This is a genomic window from Pigmentiphaga aceris (assembly GCF_008119665.1).
Classification (GTDB): Bacteria; Pseudomonadota; Gammaproteobacteria; order Burkholderiales; family Burkholderiaceae_B; genus Pigmentiphaga; species Pigmentiphaga aceris.
In genome coordinates this window covers 272764-298187 of record NZ_CP043046.1, presented here as the reverse complement: position 1 = coordinate 298187, position 25424 = coordinate 272764, and the positions used below count along the sequence as shown (strand labels likewise).

Here is a 25424-nt window from a genome sequence, read left to right as displayed (position 1 = left end):
TCTGTTTTCTGGAACCCTACGCGCCATGGCAGCCACCTTCCCTCCGTCATCACCCATCCTGACACAAGCTCCGACTGCGTCGCGGCGATCCAAAAAAGCCTGGCGCGCCTCATTCCGCCTCAAGCTCTACAGCCTGGTGGCGGTGGCAGCCCTGCTGCTGTTGGCATTCAACGCCTACACGCTGGTGCGCAACTATCAGGAACAGATCGAGGCCAAGGAAACCGAACTCAGCTCGGTGCTGGATTCGGCCATGGGGGTGCTCGATGGCTTCGACAAGCTGGTCAAGGAAGGCAAGATTGATCGCGCCACGGCGGAAACGCAGGCCTACCAGGCGCTGCGTGGCATGCGCTTCGGACCGGACAAGGACTTCGTCTTCGCCTGGCGCATCAGCGACAAGATTGCCGTGGTGCACGGCGTACCCGGCATCGAAGGAGGCTCGATCACACGTGTGTCGGTGGCCTTGAGAAACATGCCGCTGGAGGCCGCCGAAAAGGTGTCACAGGCGCGTGTCGACAGCGTTCGTGCCAAGGGCGGCCGCGAGTTCGCCCAGGTGCTGCAAGCACGCCCGGGTGCCTCGCAACCCGTCACCAAGATGAACATGAACACCATCTATGAGCCCTGGGGCCTGGTGGTGGGATCTGGGACGTACCTGGATCGCGTCGACGCCGCTTTCCGCGAAAGCATCATCGAGAGCATCGTCGTGTCCATCGTTGCGATTGCACTGCTGCTGGTGATCGGCATGCTGATCGTGCGCAGCGTGATGCGTCAGTTGGGTGGCGAGCCGGCCGGTGCCGTGCAGGTCATGACCGCCGCCGCACAAGGCGACTTCTCGCGCACCGACAACGGCCGCGCCCATCCGGGCAGCCTGTTGGCCGCCTTCGGTGACATGTCCGGCTCGATCCGCAGCACGCTGCAGAACATCCGGGGCGAAGCGGGCACGCTGAAGACTGACGCCACCCGTTTGGCCGATTCGGTCCAGCAGGTCACCACCGCCGCCACCACACAAAGCGAAGCCACGTCTTCGATGGCTGCGGCGATTGAAGAACTGACGGTGTCGGTCAGTCATATCTCGGAAGCCGCGATCGAAACCGAGAAGTTGTCGGAAGGCGTGGCCAGCCTGTGCCGCAACAGCGAAAACCAGGTCAACAGCGCATCCAGCGGCATGCAGCGCATTGCGGCAGCCGTGGGTGAGGCATCCACCAAAATTGCCGGACTGGAAGCACGTGCCGAGCAGATCAATGTGATCGCCGGAGCCATCAAGGAAATCGCGTCGCAGACCAACTTGCTGGCGCTCAACGCCGCGATTGAAGCGGCGCGCGCCGGTGAACAAGGTCGCGGCTTCAGCGTGGTGGCTGACGAGGTTCGCAAGCTGGCCGAACGTACCGCGTCTGCCACGATTGAAATCGAACAGATGGTGCAGGCCGTGCAGGCCGAAACCAAGGATTCGACGGCCACCATGAGCCGCGTGCGTCCGATCGTGGAAGAAGGTACGTCGCTGACCCACGAAGTGGCCGAATCGCTGCGCGAAATCCGTAGCCGTGCCGACATGACCTTGGAACGCATCCGTGAAGTGGCCAACGCCACCCGCGAGCAATCGTCGGCCAGCACGGCGATTGCGCAGCGTGTGGAAGGCATTGCGCAGATGGTTGAAGAAACCAACGCCAGCATGGAAGAAACCGCGCGCTCGGCCAGCGACATGCGTGATATGTCGGTGCGTCTGGATACGCTGGTAGGCCAGTTCAAGGTCTGACAAAGACAGGGCGAACGTATCGACGCGCTCGCTGACCCTGTCAGCGAGCGCGTTTTTTTGCGTTTATCTTTTACTTGCTGGTGAATGTCCGTGCCACGCGGAAGTGTTTTTGGAAATACGTTCAAGTCACACCGCACACGGCGCGACAAGCCAGGATGATCCACTTGGATACCAGACCAACGGTCATCAAGAAACCCGGATTTTTGCCGTTCATACAGAGGCCGTCAGTTCACGACGAGCCGGCTGCAAACGCTTGGCGGTCATGGCGTTCAGGCATGGGCTTGGTCCAAAGCCGCAGCCTTTGAGGCCTTGCCCCCGCGTTGTCCTTGCCTCCGTACACAGGTCCCTGCGTGGTCCCTGTTCACAGGCTCACTTCCCCGTTGTTGCTGGTGACGTTTTGCCGGTCGTGCGGTTCCCGCGCCGACCAGGGGCATTGCGCGTCGACACCAGCCTTGTATTTCACGCTGGGCGGATCGCTTGTCTGCCCACATCACCCACGAAGGATCTCTCATGGCCGCTACCCTGGTCCATGCTCCCGTATCGCCTGCTCACTCCCGCGCACCCCGCAGCGGCTGGCGTGAGGCATTCCGCCTGAAGCTGTACGGCCTGGTGGCGCTTGCCGCGCTTCTGCTGATCGGCATTCAGGTCTATTCGGTATATCGCAGCTATCAACAGCAGCTTGAAGCCAAGACCACCGAGATCCGCTCCATCACCCAGGCCGCCCGAAGCGTGCTGGACCGCTACGCCAAGCTTGCCTCGTCAGGCCAGATGCCGCGCGAGCAGGCGGAACAGACGGCCTATGAGGCCCTGCGCAGTATCCGCTTCGGCGACAACGCCGACTACGTGTTCGTCTGGCGTGAAAAAGATGCCATTACCCTGGTGCACGCGAACGCTGCGCAGGAAGGGCAACACCAGTTCCGCGCCGTGGTGGGCAATACCACCAAGGAAGCCATTGCCGCCGCCCGGGTTGCCGACATGCGCGCCAACAAGGGAGAGCTTGTCTACAGCACGCTGCTTGCACGCGCCGGGTCGCCGGAACCCATGCGCAAGCAGAACATCATCAGCTTGTACGAACCCTGGGGTGTGGTGGTGGGCACCGGTGTCTGGCTGGATCGTGTCGAGGCGGAATTCCACGATGAACTGGTCCAGAGCGCCGTGCTGGCCATTGTCGTGACACTGATTCTGGTGCTTGGCGGCGTATTGATCGTGCGCCGCGTGATGCGCCAGCTGGGCGGCGAGCCGGCAGGCGCAGTGGTGGTGATGCAGCGCGCGGCCGAAGGCGACTTCACCGGCAGCGCATCCAACGCGTCGGCACCAGGCAGCCTGCTGGCGGCGTTTGGGGCCATGTCGCAGTCCATTCGCGGCATGATCGTCAACGTGCGCGATGAAGCGGGTTCACTCAGCCGCGACGCCAATCGCCTGTCGGAATCGGTGCACCAGGTCTCGGCCGCCACCGCCAGCCAGAGCGAGGCCACGGCATCGATGGCTGCTGCGATTGAAGAACTGACGGTATCGGTCAGCCATATTTCGGAAGCCGCACTGGAAACCGAGAAACTGTCGGAAGGCGTGGCCGTGTTGTGCCGCGACAGCGAAAGCCAGGTCAACAGCGCCTCCAGCGGCATGCAGCGCATTGCGGCGGCCGTGGGCGAAGCGTCGGAAAAAATCGCAGGCCTGGAATTGCGCGCCGAGCAGATCAATGTGATTGCCGCATCGATCAAGGAAATCGCGTCGCAGACCAACCTGCTGGCGCTGAATGCCGCAATTGAAGCAGCGCGCGCCGGTGAGCAAGGGCGCGGCTTCAGCGTGGTGGCAGACGAGGTGCGCAAGCTGGCGGAACGGACGGCGTCTGCCACGATTGAAATCGAGCAGATGGTGCACGCGGTGCAAGCCGAGACCAAGGACTCGACCGCGACCATGAGCCGGGTTCGCCCGATTGTGGAAGAAGGCACGTCGCTCACGCAGCATGTGGCCGAGTCGCTGCGTGAAATCCGTCACCGTGCAGACCAGACCCTGGAACGCGTGCGTGAAGTGGCCCATGCCACGCGCGAACAATCGTCGGCCAGTACCTCGATTGCGCAGCGTGTGGAAGGCATTGCACAAATGGTCGAACAGACCAACGCGGGCATGGAAGAAACCGCGCGTTCGGCCAGCGACATGCGTGACATGTCGGTGCGACTGGATACGCTGGTGGGGACGTTCAAGGTTTGAGGGGTAACGGTCAAGGGGTCACCAGCGGTGGCTTCCCTGATTGGCCCCAGAGTCGGGGTCAGGCGGACGTTCTGCGCTTCGCTTCTGCAGCTATGCGCCCAACGTCTTCTACGGCAGACGCAGCCCCGTCCCGTCGAATACCGCCACCCCAGACTTGGCCAGCGCCTCGCAGGCCTGCCGTGCAAGCATTGGCACGGTCTGACGCAGATAACGCTGGTTCAGCTGCACCAGGTAATCCGCACTGCCCAGCAGCGTTTCAATCTGCGCCAGCGACAGCGTGCGCTGGTCCAGCAACAGGAACTGCACCAACACTTTCAGCGCGTACATGGCGTGTCGGTCGGGGTTTGCCTCGAACCCCGCCAGGCGTGCGCGTGCGCGGGCGATGGCTTGCGGTACGTCAACGAAGGCAGGGCCGTGACCTGGAATTACACAGTCGGGAGCCAGGCTTTCGATGCGATCCAGCGCCTCTTTCGCGGCCCCAAAACCGGGGCGGCCAAGCAGTTCCGGGAAAATGATGCCCAAACCGTTTTCCCACAAGGCATCGGCCGAGATCAGCAGCCGATGCTCGGGGGCGAACAGCATGATGGAATGCGGGTCGTGACCGGGCGCGGCGTGCACGTCCCAGTTCGTGCCGCCCAGACGCAGCGTGTCGCCCGGCGTCAGCAAGGCGTCGTAGGCGAAACGCGGGCATTCCTGGCCGGTGGCGTCGTAACTGAGCGCACCGGCGTCCCAGGCAGCGACCGCATCGGCTTCGCCAGGGGGAATCAGGATCGGACAGTGCCAAGCCGCCTGCACGGCAGCGTTGCCGCCGCAATGGTCGGAATGCAGGTGGGTGTTCAGAATGGCCGACAGCAGGCGTCCATTCAAGGTGTCGCGCAGCAAGGACACGGTTTGCGCGGCATCACTGACATAACCGGTGTCGACGACGACTGCGCCGGGCAGCGTCGGTTGGCTGTCAGCCAGGTGGTCATCGGCTAAGCGGTTGCCATCCAGAAACACGATGCTGTTGGCAGACAACCAGCCGCGTTCAAGCACACGCAGTGCGGGCACGCGAGCAAGACACTGGGCTGCACTGTCAGGGGACGAGTCTGGCGCAGGCGCTGCGGGCTGCCGATCAGGGGCCAGGCGGTCCCCGGAGGCCTTGGTGCCCGTATCGATCACTATGGTGTTCACCGCATTGATCTCCACTCGCCCGCCCCTTGTCCGCAGACCTGAGCCAGGCCCGTTATTCAGGCCAATTTTCGATCCGCTGCCTGAGCAAGCTCAGCCAATCGCTGCGCACGCCGATCCGGCAGATTGCGCCAGATCGCGCGACGCGCATCGTTGTCGGCCGCGCGCCATGCCTTGATTTCATCCAGGCTGCGGGTGCAGCTCTCGCACCAGCCATCGACCAGACTGATCTTGCAGGCGCTGACACAAGGACTGGGCACCGGGTCGGGATCGACGGCAGGGTCGAACTGCACCGCCACCTTGGGCAGCGGCAAAGATGCACTCATCACCAGCCCGCTTATGCTGCGCGCTTGGCTGCGATCGCGTTGCCGGCGCGCGAGGACTTGCGCTGCAGGTGCGCCGAGATCCATTGGCCGGTATCGACCACGGCATCCAGATCGACGCCGGTTTCGATATCCAGACCGCGCATCAGGTACAGCACGTCTTCGCTGGCCACGTTGCCAGTTGCGCCCTTGGCGAACGGGCAGCCGCCCAGGCCGGCAGCCGACGAATGGAAGATGCTGATGCCCACATCCAGCGCCGCCACCACGTTGGCCACGGCCTGGCCGTAGGTGTCGTGGAAGTGACCGGCGATGCCCTCGATGGGGAATTCCTTGGCCACGGCTTCCATCACCTTGCGCACTTTCTGCGGGGTGGCCACGCCGATGGTGTCGGCAATGTCGATCTCGATGCAGCCCATTTCCTTGAAGCGGCGCGCCACATACAGCACGTCTTCGATCGGCACTTCGCCTTGGTAAGGGCAGCCCAGCGCAGTGCTGAGCGCACCACGCAGACGGATGCCATGCGCCTTCGCGGCTTCAGCCACGGGCGCGAAGCGGTCCATGGATTCGGCAATCGAACAGTTCAGGTTTTTCTGTGAAAACGCTTCGCTGGCCGCGCCGAAAATCACGACTTCATCGGCCTTGGCAGCCAGTGCGCCTTCAAAACCCTTCATGTTCGGCGTGAGCACCGAGTAGATGGTGCCCGGACGACGCGCGATGCGCGCCATCACTTCCGCACCATCGGCCATCTGCGGCACCCACTTGGGCGACACGAACGAGGTGGCTTCCACATTGGGGAAACCGGCTGCGCTCAGGCGGTCGCACAATTCCACCTTGACGTCGGTGGGGACGAGTTCTTTTTCGTTTTGCAGGCCGTCACGGGGGCCGACTTCGACAATCTTCACGCGTTGGGGATACGACATCAACGAACTCCAGGAATCGGTAAACGCGGCAGCGCGCGCGACAAAGTGGCCGCGCTACGCGCCTTCATACGCGCTGCGAGTGCGAAGGAAACGCAGCGGCAAAGCAAAGGCAGGCTCAATACCCGCGCTGACGGTCGACGGTCCCGCCGACGGTTTCACCGCGCGCGAGCGCAGCCAGCTTGTCGGCAATCTGGACAATCGACTCATCGCGCAGGGTCATGGCTGCGTTGTGCGGGGTAATGCGAATTTTGGGGTGAGTCCAGAACGGATGGTCGATGGGCAGCGGTTCCACCCGGAAGGCGTCCAGCGACGCACCCGCCAGGTATCCGGCATCGAGCAAGTCCAACAAGTCCTGATCGACCAGGTGATGCCCGCGCGCCACGTTGATCAGGTAGGCATCGGGCCACAGGCGCGACAAGGTATCGCGGCAAAGGATGTTTTCAGTTTCCGGGGTGAGCGGCAGCACGTTGACCAGCACCCGCGTGCGCGCCAGGAAGGCATTCAGCGAGGCCTGGCCAGAGAAACATTCCACACCGTCGACCTCGCGCGGCGAACGCGACCAACCTGCCACCGGATAACCCAGGCTGGCGACCACTTGCGCCACACGGGTGCCCAGTTGCCCCAGGCCCAGCACGCCGACGGGCCAATCGCGACGCTCGGTCGCGGGCAGGTTCAACCACTCGCGTTCGGCCTGCGCCACCGCCAATTTGCCGAAGGCGCGCGACGCATGCACCAGTTCGTGCACCACGTACTCGGCCATCTGCACGCCCATGCCGGCATCTTCCAGACGGATGATGCGCACCGAGGCCGACTGGTCGGGCAAGGCCAGCACGCTGTCCACCCCTGCGCCACGGGTGAACACCACCTTCAGGCCGGGTTCGCGCGTAAACAGGTTTTTCGGCGGCCCCCAGACCACCGCCACGTCGGCACCGACACTCGGGCCTTCCGGGTCCCAGACCGATACGGTGGCCTCGGGAACGGCTGCGGTCAACGCGGTGATCCACTCGGAAGCACCAGCATCGTTGGGGGCATACAGGATGTGCATGAAAGTTCCAGCTAAGCGGTCGGAGATGGGACACGCACGCGCCAGGCGGCGATGCGGTCCCCCTTGAGGCAGGCCGGCCGCGCCTCAGACCTCCAGCGAGATCAGTTGCGCGCCTTCCTGCACTTGTTCCCCCACACTGTAAAACACCTCGCGCACGGTTCCCGCGCTCGGCGCACCAATCGTGTGTTCCATTTTCATGGCTTCCATCACCAGCAGCGGCTGGCCTTGCTCGACCACATCACCTTCCTTGACCGACACAGCGATGACCTTGCCCGGCATCGGCGCGGTCAGACGGCCGCCTTCGGCTTCGACGTGGCTGGCCACCGCCAGCGGGTCTTGCAGGATCAACGGATGCGCAGCGGTGCCTACAAACACGGTCAGGCGATCCTGCTCGTGTCCGGGTTGTTCGATCACGGTGCCAGCGGCACGGGTCTCGCCCACTTGCACACGCAGCGCGCTGTCGGCAGTGGCCCAGGTGAAGGTCTGTTCGCCCTGGCCCAGGTCGAGCGCCAGGCCGCTGCGACGACGCAGCAGCGATACGTGGCGAACCTGGCCATGATCGTCAAACTGGAAGCTGCGGGTGGCCACGCCACCGGGCCGCCAGTTGTCGGGAATCGCCCAAGGGTCGGTCGACACCGGGGCTGCCTCGCGTGCCAGCACGGCCGCCACGGCCAGCGCCAGCACCGTATCGGCCACAGGCTTGGGTGTGGGCAGCAGGGTCTCGCGCTGGCGTTCGATCAGACCGGTGTCCAGATCGGCAGCGGCAAAGGCGGTGTCCTGCATCAGCCGCGCGAGGAACGCCACGTTGGTCTGCACGCCCACTACGCGAGTCTGCGCCAGCGCCTGCACCATGCGCGCACGCGCCTGGTCACGGTCGGCACCCCAGACGATCAGCTTGGCGATCATCGGATCGTAATGCGGGGTGATGGTGTCGCCCTGGCGCACCGAGCCGTCGATACGGACCGCTGCAGGTTCGTCACCCGCGTGGCCGCTGGCATTGCGCTGGAACGCCACATGCGGCGGCAAAGCCAGGTGCGACAGCGTGCCGATGGACGGCAGGAAACCGGTGTCGGGGTTCTCGGCGTAGACACGTGCTTCGATCGCATGACCATGAATGCGCAGCGATTCCTGCGTGGCCGGCAGCGCTTCACCTGCCGCCACACGCAGTTGCCATTCAACCAGGTCGAAACCAGTGATCATTTCCGTCACAGGATGCTCGACCTGCAGGCGCGTGTTCATTTCCATGAAGTAGAAGCGGCCATCGGGCTCGGCAATGAATTCCACGGTGCCTGCGCCGACATAACCCACTGCACGGGCCGCAGCGACAGCAGCCTCGCCCATCGAGCGGCGACGTTCTTCGGTCATGCCGGGGGCAGGGGCTTCTTCGATCACCTTCTGGTGGCGACGCTGCACCGAGCAGTCGCGCTCGAACAGATAGACCACGTTGCCGTGCGTGTCTGCAAACACCTGGATTTCGATGTGGCGTGGCTTCTTCAGGTAGCGCTCGATCAGCACGCGGTCGTCGCCGAAGCTGGATGCAGCCTCGCGCTTGCACGACACCAGGGCCGCATCGAAATCGGCGGATGCCTCGACGATGCGCATGCCCTTGCCACCACCACCCGCGCTGGCCTTGATCAACACCGGGTAGCCGATCTTGTCGGCTTGTTCATGCAGGAAAGCGGGGTCTTGGTTATCGCCGTGATAACCGGGTACCAAGGGTACGCCCGCTTTTTCCATCAAGGTCTTGGCGGCGGATTTGCTGCCCATCGCGGCAATGGCAGATGCCGGCGGGCCGACAAAGACAATGCCTGCGTCGGCGCAGGCTTTCGCAAACCCTTCATTCTCCGACAGGAAACCGTAGCCCGGATGCACGGCCTGCGCGCCCGTGTCGCGGGCTGCTTGCAGAATGCGTTCGGCGCGCAGGTAACTGTCGCGCGGTGCGGGGCCGCCGATGTGCACGGCCTCGTCGCAGGCAGCCACGTGGCGGCTGTTGGCATCGGCATCGGAATACACCGCAACGGTGCGGATGCCCAGTCGGCGGGCAGTGGCGGCGACGCGGCAGGCGATTTCGCCGCGATTGGCGATCAACAAGGTCTGGAACACGTCATTGCTCCGAAGGGGCGGTTACCGAGATGGTGGGCAGTTCCTGGGGCAGCCAATTGGGCTTGCGCTTTTCCAGGAAGGACTTGACGCCCTCTTGCCCTTCTTCCGACACGCGGATGGCCGCAATGCGGCTGGCGGTGTCGTCAATCAGTTCGTCGCTGATGGTGCGTCCGGCCACATCGCGCACCAGCGTCTTGGATTCGCGCAGGGCGTTCGGGCTGACGCGTACCAGCGTGGCCAGCAGGCGGTCCACGGTGGCGTCGAGTTCGTCCACCGGCACGACTTCGTGCACCACGCCCATGCGCGCTGCGCGCGCGGCATCGAAGCGTTCGGCCGACAGGAACCAGCGGCGTGCCTCACGCTCGCCCATGGCCCGCAACACATAGGGCGAAATGGTGGCCGGGATCAGGCCGATGCGCGTCTCGGACAGGCAGAATTCAGCGTCGTCGCTGGCAATCGCCACGTCGGCCACCGTCACCAGACCCAGGCCACCGGCGTAGCAGGCACCCTGCACTCGTGCCACGACGGCATGCGGGCAACGGTCGATCACACGCAGCATGTCGGCCAGGCCGTGTGCATCGGCCAGATTCTGTTCCGGCGTGTAGGTGGCCATCGACTTCATCCAGCTCAGATCGCCACCCGCGCAGAACACCGGGCCACGCGAGGCCAGCACCACCACTCGCAGCGAGGTGTCGACCGACAGGAAGCGGAAGACCTCGGTGACCTCGGCAATCATCACCTCGTTGAAGGCATTGCGCACGGTCGGGCGGTTCAACCAGACGATGGCTGCATGCGGCTTGCGTTCAAGCTCGATGGTCTTCCAGGCGGTGTGGTCAATGGCAGCGGCAATACTCATGAAATGCGATCTCCGTCTTGCGGGAAACTGGGGGCGCGCGAGCGGTACTGGCCAGGGTCGCACGCCGAAAAAACGGGCCGAAAAACCTGGCAGCCGGGGCAGGCTGCCAGGCAAAACTCACGGCCAGCACTTACATGCGGAAGATGCCGAAGCGCGGTTCCGGAATCGGCGCATTCAGCGAGGCCGACAAGGCCAGGCCCAGCACACGGCGGGTGTCGGCCGGGTCGATGATGCCGTCGTCCCACAGGCGTGCGGTGGCGTAATACGAATGCCCTTCGCGCTCGTAGCGTTCGCGGATCGGGGTCTTGAAATCGGCTTCTTCTTCCGCCGACCATTCGCCGCCACGCGCTTCGATGCCATCACGGCGCACAGTGGCCAGCACGCTAGCCGCTTGTTCGCCGCCCATCACCGAGATGCGTGCGTTCGGCCACATGAACAACATGCGTGGCGAATATGCACGACCGCACATGCCGTAGTTGCCGGCCCCGAAGGACCCACCGATCAGCACGGTGAACTTGGGCACTTGCACGGTGGCAACCGCCGTGACCATCTTCGCGCCATGACGCGCAATGCCTTCGTTTTCGTATTTGCGACCGACCATGAAACCGGTGATGTTCTGCAGGAACACCAGCGGAATCTTGCGCTGGCCGCACAGCTCGATGAAGTGCGCGCCCTTCTGCGCCGACTCGGAAAACAGAATGCCGTTGTTCGCCACAATGCCGACCGGCATGCCGTGGATGTGCGCAAAACCCGTCACCAGCGTGCTGCCGAAACGCGCCTTGAATTCATCGAATTCAGAGCCGTCGACCAAGCGCGCAATGATCTCGCGCACGTCATAAGGCTTGCGCGTATCGGCCGGGATCACGCCGTAGATTTCCGACGGGTCGTACAGCGGCTCGCGCGAGGGCTTGATGTCCAGCGGATGCGGCTTTTGCAGGTTCAGACGACCCACCGCATTGCGCGCAAGTTGCAGCGCATGCAGGTCGTTCGACGCCAGGTGGTCGGCCACGCCCGACAGACGGGTGTGCACGTCACCGCCGCCCAGGTCTTCGCTGCTGACCTCTTCACCCGTGGCCGCCTTCACCAGCGGCGGGCCACCCAGGAAGATGGTGCCCTGGTTCTTCACGATGATCGATTCATCACTCATCGCCGGCACATACGCGCCACCCGCCGTGCAAGACCCCATTACCACGGCGATCTGCGCAATGCCTTGCGCCGACATGTTGGCCTGGTTGAAGAAGATGCGGCCGAAGTGATCGCGGTCCGGGAACACCTCATCCTGGCGCGGCAGGTAGGCACCGCCCGAGTCCACCAGGTACACGCACGGCAGGCGATTCTGTTCAGCAATTTCCTGTGCCCGCAGATGCTTCTTCACCGTCATCGGGTAGTAGGTGCCACCCTTCACCGTCGCGTCGTTGCACACGATCACGCATTCACGGCCCGACACGCGCCCGATGCCTGCGATCACGCCTGCGCTGGGGGCTTCGTCGTCATACAGACCCCAGGCCGCCATCGGGGATATTTCCAGGAAGGCGCTGCCGGGGTCCAGCAGGTTGGCGATGCGATCACGCGGCAGCAATTTGCCACGCGCCGTGTGCTTGGCGCGCGCGGCCTCACCGCCGCCCAGCGACACCTTGGCCAACTGCGCATTGAGGTCGTCCACCTGGGCCTGCATGGCGCTGGCATTGGCCGTGAAGTCGGCCGAGCGGGCGTTGATCTTTGACTCGATGATGGACATATCAGTAACCGCCCGGCCGCCCGAAGGTTACTGAAGCCCCCTTGGGGGGCAGCGAACGAAGAGAGCGTGGGGGTGTTTGCATTCTGGACTCTGAAAAGGAGGAATCGTTTGAAGCGCTGCGTGATGGAATTCAGAAGCGCGGCGGAGTGTTCGCCAGGGCCGCACTCGCACCATGCAGCCCGCCGCTAGCTTCTTCTACGCAGCCAATGCGCGGCCGATCAACAGGCGCTGAATATCACTGGTGCCTTCGTAGATCTGCGCCACGCGCACGTCGCGGTAAATGCGCTCGACCGGAAAGTCGGACAGATAGCCGTAGCCACCATGAATCTGGATGGCGTCCGAGCAGATTTTTTCGGCGGCTTCCGAGGCGAACAGCTTCGCCATCGCCGCTTCTTTCAGGCACGGCACGCCAGCGTCGCGCAGGCGCGCTGCGTGGTGAATCAATTGGCGTGCGGCTTCCAGCTGCGTGGCCATGTCGGCCAGGCGGAACTGCACGGCCTGATGTTCAAAAATGGTTTTGCCGAACGCTGTGCGTTCGTGCGCGTACTTCAAGGCAGCGTCGAATGCCGCGCGCGCCATGCCTACTGATTGGGATGCGATACCGATACGCCCGCCTTCCAGCCCGGCCAGCGCCATCTTGTAGCCCGCGCCTTCCGCGCCCAGCAGATTGGCGGCTGGAATACGGCAGTTCTCGAACACGATCTGCGCGGTGTCGGACGCGTGCTGACCGAGCTTGTCTTCGATGCGTGCAACGATGTAGCCCGGCGCATTGGTCGGCACCAGGAACGCGCTGATGCCACGCTTACCGGCGTCGCGGTCGGTGACGGCCAGCACGATGGCCACATCGGCATTCTTGCCGGACGTGATGAACTGCTTCACCCCGTCGATCACATATTCGTCGCCATCACGGCGCGCAGTGGTGCGCAAGGCGGATGCGTCAGACCCCACGTGCGGCTCGGTCAGGCAGAACGCACCCAGCATCTCGCCGCGCGCCAGCGGCACCAGCCACTGCTGTTTCTGCGCTTCGTTGCCGAAGGTCTGCACGATGGAACACACCGGGCAGTTGTTCACCGAAATGATGGTGGAAGTCGCGCCGTCGCCGGCTGCGATTTCTTCGATGATGAGTGCCAGGGACACGTAGTCCAGCGCTGCACCACCATATTGCTCCGGCACGGTGATGCCAAAGCAGCCCAGCTCGGCCAAGCCCTTCAGGGCCTCGGCCGGGAACCGGCTTTCCTTGTCCCATGACGCGGCATGCGGGGCGACCTGTTCGCTCACGTAGGTGCGGACCGCCTCTTGCACCATGCGCTGGTCTTCAGTGAGGGACATGCATTCTCCTTCGCAGTGTGCTGCAGAATGGCGGGCGGGCCCGACGCCCCGACCATGCCACTGTCTGTTCGGCGGCACGGGTCGACACCACCCACATCAATGACGTTTACGTAAACGTCAATTTATGCGCACCTGGGCCCACGATTCAAGGCAGGCTAAACCCGCAGTGCGCCGCAACATGAACCCGGCGCGCCATGATGAATCCGCATGCCACGGCATCGCCAACCCCTGTTCCAGGACCGGCGATGCTGATCCGATTACGACACGACGGTTACATCGATGGTGCTGCCGATGGTGGCGACGGCCTCGGTCGTGGAGGCAAAACCGTCCAACACCTGCGCGCGGCTGACGCCATTTTCCAGCGCCCCGACCCAGAACGCCTTGCCGCTGGCGTCCGACGCCCGGTTCAACCCCGTCGTGTACAGCGACTCGATGAAGTCGGCGTTGGACAGTGTACCGCCGGTGAACTCCGGCGATTGCATCATGCGGTTCAAGGTGTCGTGCAGGCCGACCCCGGTACGGATGCCCGTGATCCAGAACCCATAACCCCCGGTGTCGACATTGCGGCCAAGCAGCAGCTCGTAGCTGCGACCGATCACGGCCTCAGCGTGGTTATGCGCGAGCACGGTCACATTGCCGTTGGCGAAGGCAAGCATTTCCACCTTGTTGAACGCCAGCATCGCACCGTCTTCCAACCGGGTCAGTTCCGCACGTTCACCTGCTTCGACGTCGATGTGCACGTCGGTGCGGCCCCCGCCCAGGCGGACGATGTCGATGCCGTCACCCAGATTTATGTTCAGCGCCATGCCCAGCGTGGGTGTGACCTCGTCGTTGCCCGCGGTACCGCTGACTGCTCGGTTCGCGTTCAAGGCGATGAGCTCCGCATCGGCGACCCGCGCGGTCAAGGTGGCCACGTCGCCGGCCTCGTGCGCGACGATGATCGAACGACCGCTGTCGAAAACAATGTTCTCGACATCGAGGAAACGGTCGATCTCACCGCTTACCTTGTGCGTCAGCACGACGGTGTGGCCGTCCAGTGCATAGGTGTAGTCGCTCAGCACGCCCGACTGCACGGCGGTGTCGAATCCGAAACCGCCATTCATGCGGTCGTTGCCGCTGCCACCGTGCAGCGTGTCGTTGCCGGTGCCGCCGTAGACGATGTCGTCGCCGCCATCGCCGAAGGTCTGGTCGTTGCCGCGCAGCGAACCGACCGTGTCGTTGCCCCCCGCACCGTGCAGGATGTCGTCGCCTTCGCCAAGCAGGATGAACTGGTTATCGTCATCGCCGTAGGCAATGTTGGCACCTGCGCCGCCAGTGACCCGGGCGTTGCCCACGATGATCGCGAAGTCGATGTTGTTCAGGCTCAGCAGCGTGCCGGCCGGCAGCGCCCGCGTATCGATCACCACCGCCGTATTTTGACCGTTCTGCAGGTTGGCCGCGCTGATGACCAGCGGACCGCCTCCGGCAGCTTGCGCGGTGATTGTCACCGTCTGCACCACCACCTGGTTACCTGCCGGCAATGAATCCAGGAAGGCCTGTGCCGCAGCGGATTGCGCCGCCGTGCCGCTGACCGAGGCGATGCGGCCATCGAGCACCGCATGGGCGTTGGTGACCGACACCGTGGTGGCGGGACCGTTGGTCGTCAGGCCCGTACCAACTGGCAGACCCAGGTTGAGCAATGCGTCACCGCTGGCATTCCTCACCACCGCGATATCCGCAAGCGTGCTGTTGGGCGTGCTGTTGTCTTCGCTGCGGGTGGGGGTGACCACCGGAACGGTGATCTGCTGCTGGCCGTCCGACCCGGTGCCGACCTGCACCGGCACGCCGTCCACCATCGTGCCGGCCGGCGGCGTGACGGGCGGCGTCACCGGCGGAACTGGCGTGACGTTGCTCACCGACACAGCCGCAAATGTCGCGGCATCGTTACCGGCCAAGTCCTGGATGGCGTTGGCATCGTCTCCGACCTGGTCCGTGTAGGCGACCGTAACCGCCTGACCCGCAGTGACCGCGCTTGCCAGGGTGAGCGTCACCGTGCCGGCCGTTGCGTCGATCGTCACGGACTCCACTGCGATCACGTCGCCCGCCACCGTCACGGTGAACGCGCTGTTGGCGGGCAAGTTCACCGCATCGAGCAAACTCGTGTCGGTGTAGCTCAGCACCAGGCTCGTGCCATTGACACGCGCCTCACTGAACTGCGGGGCACCCGTATCCAGCACGTAGGCCCGGCTGATGGCTTCACCGTGATTGCCGGCGATGTCGGACACCCGTACCGCGAAGGACTGGGCACCCGGCAGCAGGGTCAGGTTGCCTGCCGTCCAGGTGGAGTCGCCGACATTGGCCTGTGCGCGGACCCAGGTCGTGCCGCCGTTGACGGACACTTCAACGAATTCGCCGCTCTGCAGCGCGGCATTCAATTGACCGCTCAGGTCCTGCTGCGCCGTCCTGGTGATCAAGTCATTGGACTGGGCACCCGTGTCCGCCAGCAGCGAGAACGAAGCTGCCGTGGCCTGCGTGGTCGGCACCACGAGGTCCAGAACGTAGGTTTTGTCTTGAACGACGCTGTCGTTACCGGCCGCGTCCGTCACCTTCAAGCGCAGCGTGCCCGTGCCTGCCGGCAAGGAAACGTTCTCCCAGGTCAGCGCTGTGTTGACCACGCTGGCCGTGATGTCGACCCAGGTCAAACCGTCCACTGAGCCGAAAACCTTGTCGCCAACGATCGGGGCGATGCTCAAGGTCGCCCTGATGGTCTGGACGGTGACATTCGTGATGAGGTCGGTTGTGTCGGTGCCCACGTCGTCGCTGAAGGTCACCGCGCTGAAGACCGTCGCTGGCGGGGTGGTGTCGATGACCAGCGCCTGCGTCGCCGGGGGCGAGTCGTTGCCGGCAGGGTCGGTCGCCGTCACCGACACGGCGTTGCTGCCATTCGTGTTCAGCGACAAAGATCCCTGCGTCGGGGCAGTGCCAAGGTCGACCGACCAGGCGCCCGCCGTCGCGGTGGTGGTGTAGGTCGCCGTGCCGATCGTCACCGTGACGCTTGCCCCCACCTCGGCCGTGCCGCTGATGACGGGTGCGGCCTGCTTGGTCAGCGCTGGAGAGCTGATGACTGGTGCCAGAGGCGCAATGCTGTCGATGACCAGGGTCTGGGTGGTTTGCGGCGACTCGTTGCCGGCGACGTCCTTGGACGTCACCGATACCGCGTTGTTGCCATTGTCATTCAGCGTCAGCGACCCATCGTTCGGCTGCGCCGTGGCCAGGTCGACGGACCAGTTACCGCCTGTGGCCGTGGTGGTGTAGGTTGCCCCGCCCACCGTCAGCGTGACGCGGGTACCGGCTTCGGCTGTGCCGGAAATCACGGGCGCGGCATTTCTGGTCTGCGCCGCCGAGGTGATCACCGGATTGGCAGGCACCGTGACATCGAGTTCATATGCCTGCCTGCCGACCGTTCCCGAATTGTTGGCGGCATCGACCACCTTCAGCTGGAGCTCCTGGATGCCCGGCAGGAACGTTGCTGCCGTCCAGGTCAGGCTGGTGCCGAGCACGCTGCCGGTCACATCGGCCCAGTCCGTGCCGCCATTCACCGATGCCAGCACGCGCTCGCCAACCGCCAGGCCCTGGCTGAGCGTGGCGGTTACCGTCTGCGCGGCCAAGTTGGTGATGAAGTCGGTGGTGTTCTCGCCGGTGTCGTTGAAGCCGATGCCTGCGAGCGTGGTGGTGGGTGGGACGTCGTCGACCACGGTGATCGTGAAGGCGCGGTCGAAGTGGCCGCCTTGGCCGTCGTCGGTACGGACAAAGACGTTGTAGGTACCGGCTGCCAGCGCACCCGCATTCTTCGCCTGCAGAGCGGCACCCACGACGTCAAAGCTGGCATTGTGCTGATCGTTGGTGCCGTTGCCCGCAATCAGGCTGTAGGTGTGGGTCTGGCCGCTTTCCGCGTCGGTCGTCGTGAGACTACCCACAAGGGCGTTCACGCCCGCACTCTGGTTGACGCTGGCCCGGCTCAGCGCCAGCGCCGTCGGTGCATCGTTGGCACCGGTCACGTTGACGACCAGGGATGCCGTGGCGGTGGCCGGCGACGCATGGCTGTCCGTGGCAGATACGGTGAAGGTTTCCGACTGCGGCCCGGCACCCAGCGCATCGATGGCAGTGGCATTGGGCACATACACGTAGTTGCCCGTGCTGCTGGCGAGGTAGAGCGTGCCGTAGCTACCCGTGCGGCTGAGGTTGTAGGTCGCGCCATCGATCGACACGTTGACGGCGCTGCTTCCCGTGATGCCATAGCCTGCAATGCCGTCGGCATCGCTTGCGCTCAGGCTGCCGGTGACGTTCGTGAAGGTGTCGGCGGCGGCGGTGTCGACCAGGGTGATCGGCGAGGGCGTAGCCAGCGTGGGCGCAGGGTTCTCGTCGTCGATGATCGTGCCGGTCGCGCTGGCGGTACCGACCGACGCATTGGTGGGTGCGGAGAGATTGACGGTGAAGGTCTTGTTGGCCTCCGTGATCGTGTCACCGATCACCAGCACCGTGATCTGTTTGCTGGTTTCGCCCGCGGCGAAGGTCAGCGTGCCACTGGCGGCCGTGTAGTCGCTGCCGGCGGTGGCGGTGCCATCGGCAGTGGCGTAGTTGACCGTCACGGCCTTGCCTGACGCAGCACCCAGGCTCACCGTGAAGACCATGGCCGTGGTGCCGGTATTCCCTTCCTGCACGCTGCTGTCCGCAATCGACAAGGCAGGGGGCAGATCGTCGTCGATGATGGTCACCGTGACCTGGCCCGTGCCCGCCCGCGCATTGCCGCCCCCGCTGACCGACTGGATGCCGACCACGATGGTTTCGTCGTTCTCATCCAGGGTGTCCTGGACCGCAGTCAGCGTGGTCGTGCCGGTCAACTGACCGGCCTGGATGGTGATGGTGGGCGCGGCCGCGCTGTAGTCCACACCACCGCCCGTGGCCGTGCCTTCCAGCTTCAGCGTGACGATGGTGTCGGTGGCGGCCACGCTGCTGATCGTTGCCGTGATGGTGGCAATGCCTGCAGCTTCATTGATCGACGCGGTGTTGGTCGACAGCGAGACGACGGGGGTGGCAGCCTGGTCGAACAACACGGCTTTCAGGGTCGTGCCATTTGCAGCGCTAGCGGTTGGAGCTTCGCGGATGAGAAGCGTCGAGCCTTGAGCATGACCGGCATAGAGCTGGAAGCCCGGTACCACCCCGTTGTTGACGGCCGACGCGGCATTCGGGGTCGACCCTTGCAGCACGCCGTCATTGGAGTAGTAGTACAGCGTGGCCTGATCCCTGTTCGCGGTGGGCGTGTTCATTGTCACGAACCCCGACGTGCCGTCAGAATTCACGACCGACACCACGCGCCCGGCACCACCACCGCCCTGGATGGTCCCGATCGACGACACCTGGCCGCCACCAGTCACCAGGACGCCGGACGACGTCAGCGTGGTGGTCGATCCGGGAATGTAGGTGAGCAAGTAATTTCCGGTCTCCAGCCCGGTGACCTCCCACAGGATGGAAGTGGTACCGGACGGGGTATAGGCGGTGCCGGCCGACTGCTGTACGCCATCGGCAGAGTAGATCTTGAAATCGAGCGCGCCGTTGTTCCCATAGGTGACGATATAGCCGCCGTTCTTATTCGCAGCGATAGCACTGAGCGACGAGATCGAATTGGATGCAAGCGTTTCGGCGCTGACAGCTGTTCCCGTGGGCGTGAAGACCCGCGTGGCGTGGCTGGCATTGTCGGCGCGCTGATACGAAAAGGCGATGTTGCCGTTTTCCAGTTCGACCAAGTCAAGCGCCCGGGTAAGCGAACTCCCGGTGAAGGTATTGATCTGCGTGTCGGCCACGACCTTGTTGCCGCTTTGATCGACGACGAAAAAATATGCGTTGCCGGGACCTACCCCAGTGGTACTGGGTTTGTAATAGGCAACGGCCACCTTTCCATCGGAGAGCCCCAGAACCCGGAACGTGTAATTCTCCATTGTGGTGCTAACGAAGCCGCGCAAGCTGATCAGTTGACCAATCTGGGTGCCACTGGCATCGAACATTTCCAGGAAATACTGCGCTGGATTCCCGGACGACGACCGCGTATACAGGCTCGCGATGCCGCCACCGGCCAAACCCGTGGCTTCGTAGCTGGAGATGCTGTCGACGGGCGACTCGATATTGATCGTGCCGGTTTGGGTGCTGTAGCTCATGTGGGTCCAGTCAGGAAATCGTGCAGTCGGGATACACACCGACGAACGTTGGTGCGGCGATGAAGGGAGGCAGGATTGCCTTCGCCATACGCGTCCGGCGGTTCTCCGGCCAGGGGCGTCGCAAGGTGAGGTAGCAGGGCGGCAAGATGGTCAACGGGAAAACGGCAAGCCCTCATGGCGCAACCGCGAGACGACTCGAGCGAGCCCTCGGTGGTGTATTCCGGCGGGCTGTGCCACCCGCGGCGATCTGCGTCACTACTGTCATCCGGTTCTCTCAAATCTCGCCCCGCGTGCAAGTATTTGTAAGAGAATCGTCAGGGTAAAAGTATTGATTTTTGTCGGAAAAGTTTTGCCTGACGGTTAAATCCCCAGAGCCTGTGACCTCAGTCACACCGAGCCATCAGCTATGTTGTCGGTCTTTTACCCGGTCATTACATATTCGCGACACAAGCATGACTGTTCATGAAATTGTTGCCGTTGACCAAGGCAATCATCGCGCCGCCTTCGCACGTGATGGTGTAGTCGTCAGTACACCCGACTGCACCGCGTCAACGTTCAGGACCAAATGAAAACAGGCGGCAGATGTGCATGCACACCTGCCGCCCGCTCAGGGCACTACCTACGAGTTGAACTCAGTTCAGATCAGCTCGATCGCCATGGCCGTAGCCTCACCGCCACCAATGCACAGGCTGGCAATGCCGCGCTTGCCGCCGCTTTGCTTCAGCGCGCCGATCAGCGTCACCAGAATGCGGGCACCGCTGGCACCGATCGGGTGACCCAGTGCGGTGGCACCACCGTGCACATTGACCTTCTCATGCGGCAGGTTCAGTTCTTTCATCGCTGCCATCGCCACGACCGCGAAGGCTTCGTTGATCTCGAACAGATCCACGTCCTCGACCTTCCAGCCGGTCTTGTCCAGCAGCTTGCTGATCGCGCCGACCGGGGCAGTGGTGAACCATTCCGGTTCCTGCGAGTGCGTGGTGTGCGCAACGATGCGAGCAATCGGCGTCAAGCCCAGTGCTTGCGCCTTCGATTCGCGTGCCACCACCAGCGCAGCTGCGCCATCGGAGATCGACGAGGAATTGGCGGCGGTAACCGAACCGTCTTTCTTGAAGGCGGGCTTCAGACCGGGGATCTTTTCCGGCATGGCGCGCACCGGACCTTCGTCACGGTCGATGACCTGGTCACCCTTCTTGCCCTTGATCGTGATCGGGGCGATTTCCCACTTGAAGCCACCGTCTTCCGTCGCCTGGCGTGCGCGGCGCAGCGATTCGAGTGCAAAGGCGTCCTGGTCTTCGCGGGTGAAGCTGTACTTGGACACGCATGCTTCGGCGTAGACGCCCATGGCGGTGCCGCGCTCGTAGGCATCTTCCAGACCATCCAGGGCCATGTGGTCATACATGGTGGCGTGGCCGAAGCGGTAACCCTGGCGACCCTTGGGGATCAGGTAGGGGGCATTGCTCATGCTTTCCATGCCACCCGCCACCATGACGTCGGCGGTACCGGCCAGGATCAGGTCATGGGCCAGCATCGTGGCCTTCATGCCCGAGCCGCAGACCTTGTTGATGGTGGTGGCACCGGTCGACAGCGGCAGGCCCGCGCCGATCACGGCCTGACGTGCAGGTGCCTGACCAATGCCCGCAGGCAATACGTTGCCAAAGATCAGTTCCTGCACGTCTTCCGGCTTCAACCCGGCGCGCTCAACCGCGGCCTTGATGGCGATGCTGCCCAACTGCGGCGCAGTGAAGGAAGACAACTCGCCCAGCATGCTGCCTACGGGCGTGCGAGCGGCGGAAACGATAACGATGGAATCGGACATGCAAAGCTCCAGGATAAGAGTGCCACGAAGTTTGAGCTCACTTGCGTGACGCGCGAACGGCGTCACGGGTCGTGCGGACAAATTGCCGGGTTGTGTCGTACGGGAAGATGTCATCCAGACGCCCACGCCGATTGCGTGCGCGCGCCGCTTGCCAGTAGTCGGCATCGAGCAGCGCCGCATGTTCTTTCATGAACGTGCGACGAACCCGTGCATCACCCAGCAGGAAACGCTCGAACTCCTCGGGAAAGACGTCATTGGCCCCCACCGGATACCAGGGCTCGCTGGCGAGCTCTGCTTCTTCGTTGGGAGCCTCCGGTATACGACGGAAATTCATCTCCGTCATGTACTGGATTTCATCGTAATCGTAGAACACGACACGGCCGAGTCTCGTCACGCCAAAATTTTTGAAAAGCATGTCGCCAGGGAAGATATTGGCCGCGGCCAACTCACGAATGGCATTGCCATATTCGCGTATCCCATGTTCAAGCTGGACATCATTGGCGTCTTGCAGATAAAGGTTGAGCGGCGTCATGCGGCGCTCGATATACACGTGCTTGACCACCAGCATGTCACCCACTTCTTCGATCGCGCTGGGTGCCAGACGCTGCAATTCCTCGATCAGCGCGGGGGCGACGCGCGCACGCGGCAAGGCTACTTGCGAGTATTCCCAGGTGTCCGCCAGACGGCCGACCCGGTCATGCAACTTCACCAGCTGGTATTTGGCCAGCACGGTGGTGCGGTCCATGCGGTCTTTGGCAATGCGGTCACGAATGATCTTGAACACATATGGGTATGACGGCAGCGTGAAGACCAACATGACCATGCCGCGAATACCTGGCGCAATCACAAATCGGTCATGCGAATGACGCAGGTGGTGAAGGAAGTCGCGGTAGAAAAGTGTCTTGCCCTGCTTGTGCAGACCGATGGTGGTGTACAGCTCGGCTTCGGGCTTGTTGGGGATCAGCGTGCGCAGAAAACGCACGTAGGCGGCGGGCACTTCCATGTCGACCAGGAAGTACGCGCGCGTGAAACTGAAGAGTGCGGTCAGGTCATCGCGGTCGAACAGCAGCGCGTCGATATACAGCCTGCCGCCCGGATCTCGCAGCAGGGGCAACGCAAACGGGTAGATGGTGTGCTGATTGACCAGCCGTCCGACCAGATAAGCACCCTTGTTGCGATAGAACAGCGTGCCCAGCACCTGCAATTGGCAATCGAGGGCCAGCTCGAAACCGGCCAAGGGCGCACCCGGCAACGCACGCAGATAACGGACGCCCGCCCGCATGACGCGGCCGATGTCGGCAGGCAGATCGGCATACGGACATGCCAGGCCCACGTCGGCCATCATCTGCGTCAGGCTCGCGCGCCAGCCTTGCTGCAAGGGGTAATAGCAGCGATAGGACGGGACGCCGGCATCCAGATGGTCGGTTGCCACGGCGGGGCGCACGAACAGGAAGGCGTTGTTGAAGTGATCTCGGTGCAGCACCTGGCTGCAGACCGAATTGAAGAAGGTCTCCGCACATTCGGGCTGGCTGTGGTCGGCCAGCAGCAGTACGAATTCCTGCTTCAACGGTGCCCAGAACGCATCGGACGACAAGGCATCGCCGTAGGCGGCGCGAAGCTTGGCCACACATTCGCGTACCCGTGCGTCGTAGTATTCGATGCGTTCGCGCGCCAGGCGCTGGATGCCAATCCAGTCGCCCGATTCGAACAAGGACTTGGCGCGCTGTGCGCAATAACGGAACAGCGCGTAGTGACGATCGAAGCCCGCCAGGATCGCACGCGCAACCGCGCTGGCTACCGGCGCAGCAGCCGGAGCCTGCACGATCACGGGCAGGTCACCATGACGATCCACGACAGGCTCAGGTGGTCTCGTTGAACAATTCGCGGCCGATCAGCATACGACGGATCTCGCTGGTGCCGGCACCGATTTCATACAGCTTGGCATCGCGCCACAGGCGGCCCACCGGGTATTCATTGATGTAGCCATTGCCACCCAGTACCTGAATCGATTCACCCGCCATCCAGGTGGCTTTTTCGGCGCAATACAGGATCAGGGATGCGCAATCCTTGCGCACTTGGCGAACGTGTTCGTTGCCCAGGCGGTCCAGGTTCTTGCCCACCGTGTAGCAGTAAGAACGGCTGGCCTGGAAGATGGTGTACATGTCGGCCAGCTTGCCTTGAATCAGCTGGAATTCGCCGATGGCCTGGCCGAACTGCTTGCGTTCATGCACGTAGGGAATGACGGAATCCAGGCAAGCCTGCATGATGCCGATCGGGCCACCGGACAACACGGCACGTTCGTAGTCCAGGCCGCTCATCAAGACCTTCACGCCATTGCCCACGCCGCCCAGCACGTTTTCCTCGGGCACTTCGCAGTTCTCGAACACCAGTTCACCGGTGTGGCTGCCGCGCATGCCCAGTTTGTCGAGCTTCTGGGCGATGGAAAAGCCCTTGAATCCTTTTTCGATAAGGAAAGCGGTGATGCCGCGCGACTTCATGTCCGGGTCGGTCTTGGCGTAGACCACCAGGGTGTCGGCGTCTGGCCCGTTGGTGATCCACATCTTCGTGCCGTTCAACACGTAGCGGTCGCCCTTGTGTTCGGCGCGCAGGCGCATGCTGACCACATCGGACCCGGCACCGGGTTCGCTCATCGCCAAGGCACCGACGTGTTCGCCGCTGATCAGCTTGGGCAGGTATTTCTGCTTCTGTGCTTCCGTGCCGTTGCGGTGGATCTGGTTCACGCACAGGTTCGAATGCGCGCCGTAGGACAAGCCTACCGATGCACTGGCGCGCGAGATTTCTTCCATGGCGATCATGTGCGCCAGGTAACCCATGCCCGCGCCGCCGTAGGCTTCGTCGACCGTCACGCCCAGCACGCCAAGCGTGCCCATCTTTTGCCACAGGTCTGCCGGAAACACGTCGCTGCGATCGATCTCGGCGGCGCGCGGCGCGATTTCGGTCTGTGCAAAATCGCGCACGGCGTCGCGCAACATGTCGATGTCATCGCCCAGATCGAAATTCAGGCCGGGAAGGTTCATGGACGGTCTCCTGGGCGCAGGCCCCTGTTAACTACTGTGTTTACGTTTACGTAAACGTCACTTTACGCAGGATCGATGGAGAAATTCAACTGGTCAAAACCCGCAAGACGATCTGCGGGATGACCAAGGTGTTTATTCCTGGGCGGCGGTTGCGCGGCTGCGCGCCCGTTTGGCGGGTGCCTTGGTGGGTGTTTTGGTAGACGCAGCCTGCGAATCGGCGCTGTCGGCGGCGGCTGACGCGGTTTCCTGGGCAACCAGCAAGGCGTGGCACTGCGTTTCATGGGCGCTGATTTCGGCCAAGGTCACCCCGATATCTTCGCGTTGACGCTCCAGCGTGGCACGATGGCGCGCCAGCACGGCCAGGAATTCGCGCAACTGCGCCTCGGTGTCACGCGGCGAGTCGTACATATCGATCAGCGAGCGCACTTCCGACAAGGACAGGCCAAGGCGTTTGCCCCGCAGCAGCAGCTTCAACCGTGCCCGGTCGCGGGCAGCGTAGACACGATTGCGACCCGCGCGCGACGGCGACAGGATGCCCTGGTCTTCGTAGAAACGAATCGCACGCGGCGTGATGTCGAACTCGCGCGCCAGCGCAGAGATCGTGTAGGTCGCAGAAGACGCAGCGGGTGGCGTGGTCGGTGCGGTCGTCGCTGCGGTCTGGACGGGCGGTTTGGTGCTTGGCGTGGCCATGGAAACTCCTGCATACCCCGCTTGATTGCGGGTTGGGCTGGGCCTGCGGCCCGGGGCTCACGTACACTGGCAGTTTACGTAAACGTCAACTCATTCTAGTGGACGATGTCACCGTCGTCCATGCTCGGCCGCCCTCTCCCCCATCGTTTACTTGCTTCAAGGCCAATCCAGCGCCAGCACTGTTGTCCCGTAGCCGCTTGCATCGACCACTTGCTGGCGACGAAAGGTTTGTGCGGTATCCGCT

15 protein-coding genes are annotated in these 25424 nt (G+C 63.2%); 2 read left to right on the top strand and 13 right to left on the bottom strand.

The window, feature by feature from the left end; all coding sequences use genetic code 11:
- The first annotated feature begins 25 nt into the window (after nt 1–25).
- Nucleotides 26–1750, top strand: coding sequence for a methyl-accepting chemotaxis protein (locus FXN63_RS01275; protein WP_148812094.1), 1725 nt, complete (start codon nt 26–28; stop codon nt 1748–1750).
- A 510-nt stretch (nt 1751–2260) separates the two neighbouring features.
- Entirely contained in the window at nt 2261–3958 is a 1698-nt protein-coding gene (locus FXN63_RS01270) for a methyl-accepting chemotaxis protein (RefSeq protein ID WP_148812092.1), read from the top strand.
- 108 nt (nt 3959–4066) lie between these two features.
- Here FXN63_RS01270 and FXN63_RS01265 read toward each other — a convergent pair whose 3' ends face one another.
- From FXN63_RS01265 to FXN63_RS01205, 13 genes are all read right to left on the bottom strand, one after another.
- On the bottom strand, nt 4067–5131 hold the full coding sequence (locus FXN63_RS01265) for an MBL fold metallo-hydrolase (RefSeq protein WP_246164998.1): 1065 nt from the start codon (nt 5129–5131) through the stop codon (nt 4067–4069).
- Between the two features lie 56 nt (nt 5132–5187).
- Nucleotides 5188–5454 (bottom strand): DUF1289 domain-containing protein, encoded by a 267-nt coding sequence (locus FXN63_RS01260; RefSeq protein WP_148812090.1) that lies wholly within the window; start codon nt 5452–5454, stop codon nt 5188–5190.
- Between the two features lie 11 nt (nt 5455–5465).
- Nucleotides 5466–6371, bottom strand: coding sequence for a hydroxymethylglutaryl-CoA lyase (locus tag FXN63_RS01255; RefSeq protein WP_148812088.1), 906 nt, complete (start codon nt 6369–6371; stop codon nt 5466–5468).
- Nucleotides 6372–6486: 115 nt separating this feature from the next.
- Nucleotides 6487–7416 carry a 2-hydroxyacid dehydrogenase gene (locus tag FXN63_RS01250; protein WP_148812086.1) on the bottom strand — a complete coding sequence of 310 codons (930 nt, stop codon included), beginning with the start codon at nt 7414–7416 and terminating at the stop codon, nt 6487–6489.
- 84 nt (nt 7417–7500) lie between these two features.
- Entirely contained in the window at nt 7501–9519 is a 2019-nt protein-coding gene (locus tag FXN63_RS01245) for an acetyl/propionyl/methylcrotonyl-CoA carboxylase subunit alpha (RefSeq protein ID WP_148812084.1), read from the bottom strand.
- Between the two features lies 1 nt (nt 9520).
- On the bottom strand, nt 9521–10375 hold the full coding sequence (locus FXN63_RS01240) for an enoyl-CoA hydratase/isomerase family protein (protein WP_148812082.1): 855 nt from the start codon (nt 10373–10375) through the stop codon (nt 9521–9523).
- 130 nt (nt 10376–10505) lie between these two features.
- Complete coding sequence (locus FXN63_RS01235; protein ID WP_148812080.1) at nt 10506–12113, bottom strand: carboxyl transferase domain-containing protein; 1608 nt, start codon at nt 12111–12113, stop codon at nt 10506–10508.
- A 195-nt stretch (nt 12114–12308) separates the two neighbouring features.
- The gene (locus FXN63_RS01230; RefSeq protein WP_148812078.1) at nt 12309–13442 is read right to left on the bottom strand and encodes an acyl-CoA dehydrogenase family protein; all 1134 of its coding nucleotides are present in this window, start codon (nt 13440–13442) and stop codon (nt 12309–12311) included.
- 257 nt (nt 13443–13699) lie between these two features.
- On the bottom strand, nt 13700–19633 hold the full coding sequence (locus FXN63_RS01225) for a Calx-beta domain-containing protein (protein WP_148812076.1): 5934 nt from the start codon (nt 19631–19633) through the stop codon (nt 13700–13702).
- A gap of 637 nt (nt 19634–20270) precedes the next feature.
- The gene (locus FXN63_RS01220) at nt 20271–21452 is read right to left on the bottom strand and encodes an acetyl-CoA C-acetyltransferase (RefSeq protein ID WP_148812074.1); all 1182 of its coding nucleotides are present in this window, start codon (nt 21450–21452) and stop codon (nt 20271–20273) included.
- Between the two features lie 37 nt (nt 21453–21489).
- Nucleotides 21490–23304, bottom strand: coding sequence for a bifunctional isocitrate dehydrogenase kinase/phosphatase (gene aceK, locus FXN63_RS01215; protein ID WP_148812071.1), 1815 nt, complete (start codon nt 23302–23304; stop codon nt 21490–21492).
- Between the two features lie 7 nt (nt 23305–23311).
- The gene (locus FXN63_RS01210) at nt 23312–24490 is read right to left on the bottom strand and encodes an isovaleryl-CoA dehydrogenase (protein ID WP_148812069.1); all 1179 of its coding nucleotides are present in this window, start codon (nt 24488–24490) and stop codon (nt 23312–23314) included.
- 132 nt (nt 24491–24622) lie between these two features.
- The gene (locus FXN63_RS01205; RefSeq protein WP_148812068.1) at nt 24623–25180 is read right to left on the bottom strand and encodes a MerR family transcriptional regulator; all 558 of its coding nucleotides are present in this window, start codon (nt 25178–25180) and stop codon (nt 24623–24625) included.
- Nucleotides 25181–25424 lie beyond the last annotated feature (244 nt).

Coding starts and splice junctions, on each gene's coding strand:
- FXN63_RS01275 (WP_148812094.1), top strand. CDS start 26: ATGGCAGCCACCTTCCCTCCGTCATCACCCATCCTGACACAAGCTCCG.
- FXN63_RS01270 (WP_148812092.1), top strand. CDS start 2,261: ATGGCCGCTACCCTGGTCCATGCTCCCGTATCGCCTGCTCACTCCCGC.
- FXN63_RS01260 (WP_148812090.1), bottom strand. CDS start 5,454: ATGAGTGCATCTTTGCCGCTGCCCAAGGTGGCGGTGCAGTTCGACCCT.
- FXN63_RS01255 (WP_148812088.1), bottom strand. CDS start 6,371: ATGTCGTATCCCCAACGCGTGAAGATTGTCGAAGTCGGCCCCCGTGAC.
- FXN63_RS01250 (WP_148812086.1), bottom strand. CDS start 7,416: ATGCACATCCTGTATGCCCCCAACGATGCTGGTGCTTCCGAGTGGATC.
- FXN63_RS01240 (WP_148812082.1), bottom strand. CDS start 10,375: ATGAGTATTGCCGCTGCCATTGACCACACCGCCTGGAAGACCATCGAG.
- FXN63_RS01235 (WP_148812080.1), bottom strand. CDS start 12,113: ATGTCCATCATCGAGTCAAAGATCAACGCCCGCTCGGCCGACTTCACG.
- FXN63_RS01230 (WP_148812078.1), bottom strand. CDS start 13,442: ATGTCCCTCACTGAAGACCAGCGCATGGTGCAAGAGGCGGTCCGCACC.
- FXN63_RS01225 (WP_148812076.1), bottom strand. CDS start 19,633: ATGAGCTACAGCACCCAAACCGGCACGATCAATATCGAGTCGCCCGTC.
- FXN63_RS01220 (WP_148812074.1), bottom strand. CDS start 21,452: ATGTCCGATTCCATCGTTATCGTTTCCGCCGCTCGCACGCCCGTAGGC.
- FXN63_RS01210 (WP_148812069.1), bottom strand. CDS start 24,490: ATGAACCTTCCCGGCCTGAATTTCGATCTGGGCGATGACATCGACATG.
- FXN63_RS01205 (WP_148812068.1), bottom strand. CDS start 25,180: ATGGCCACGCCAAGCACCAAACCGCCCGTCCAGACCGCAGCGACGACC.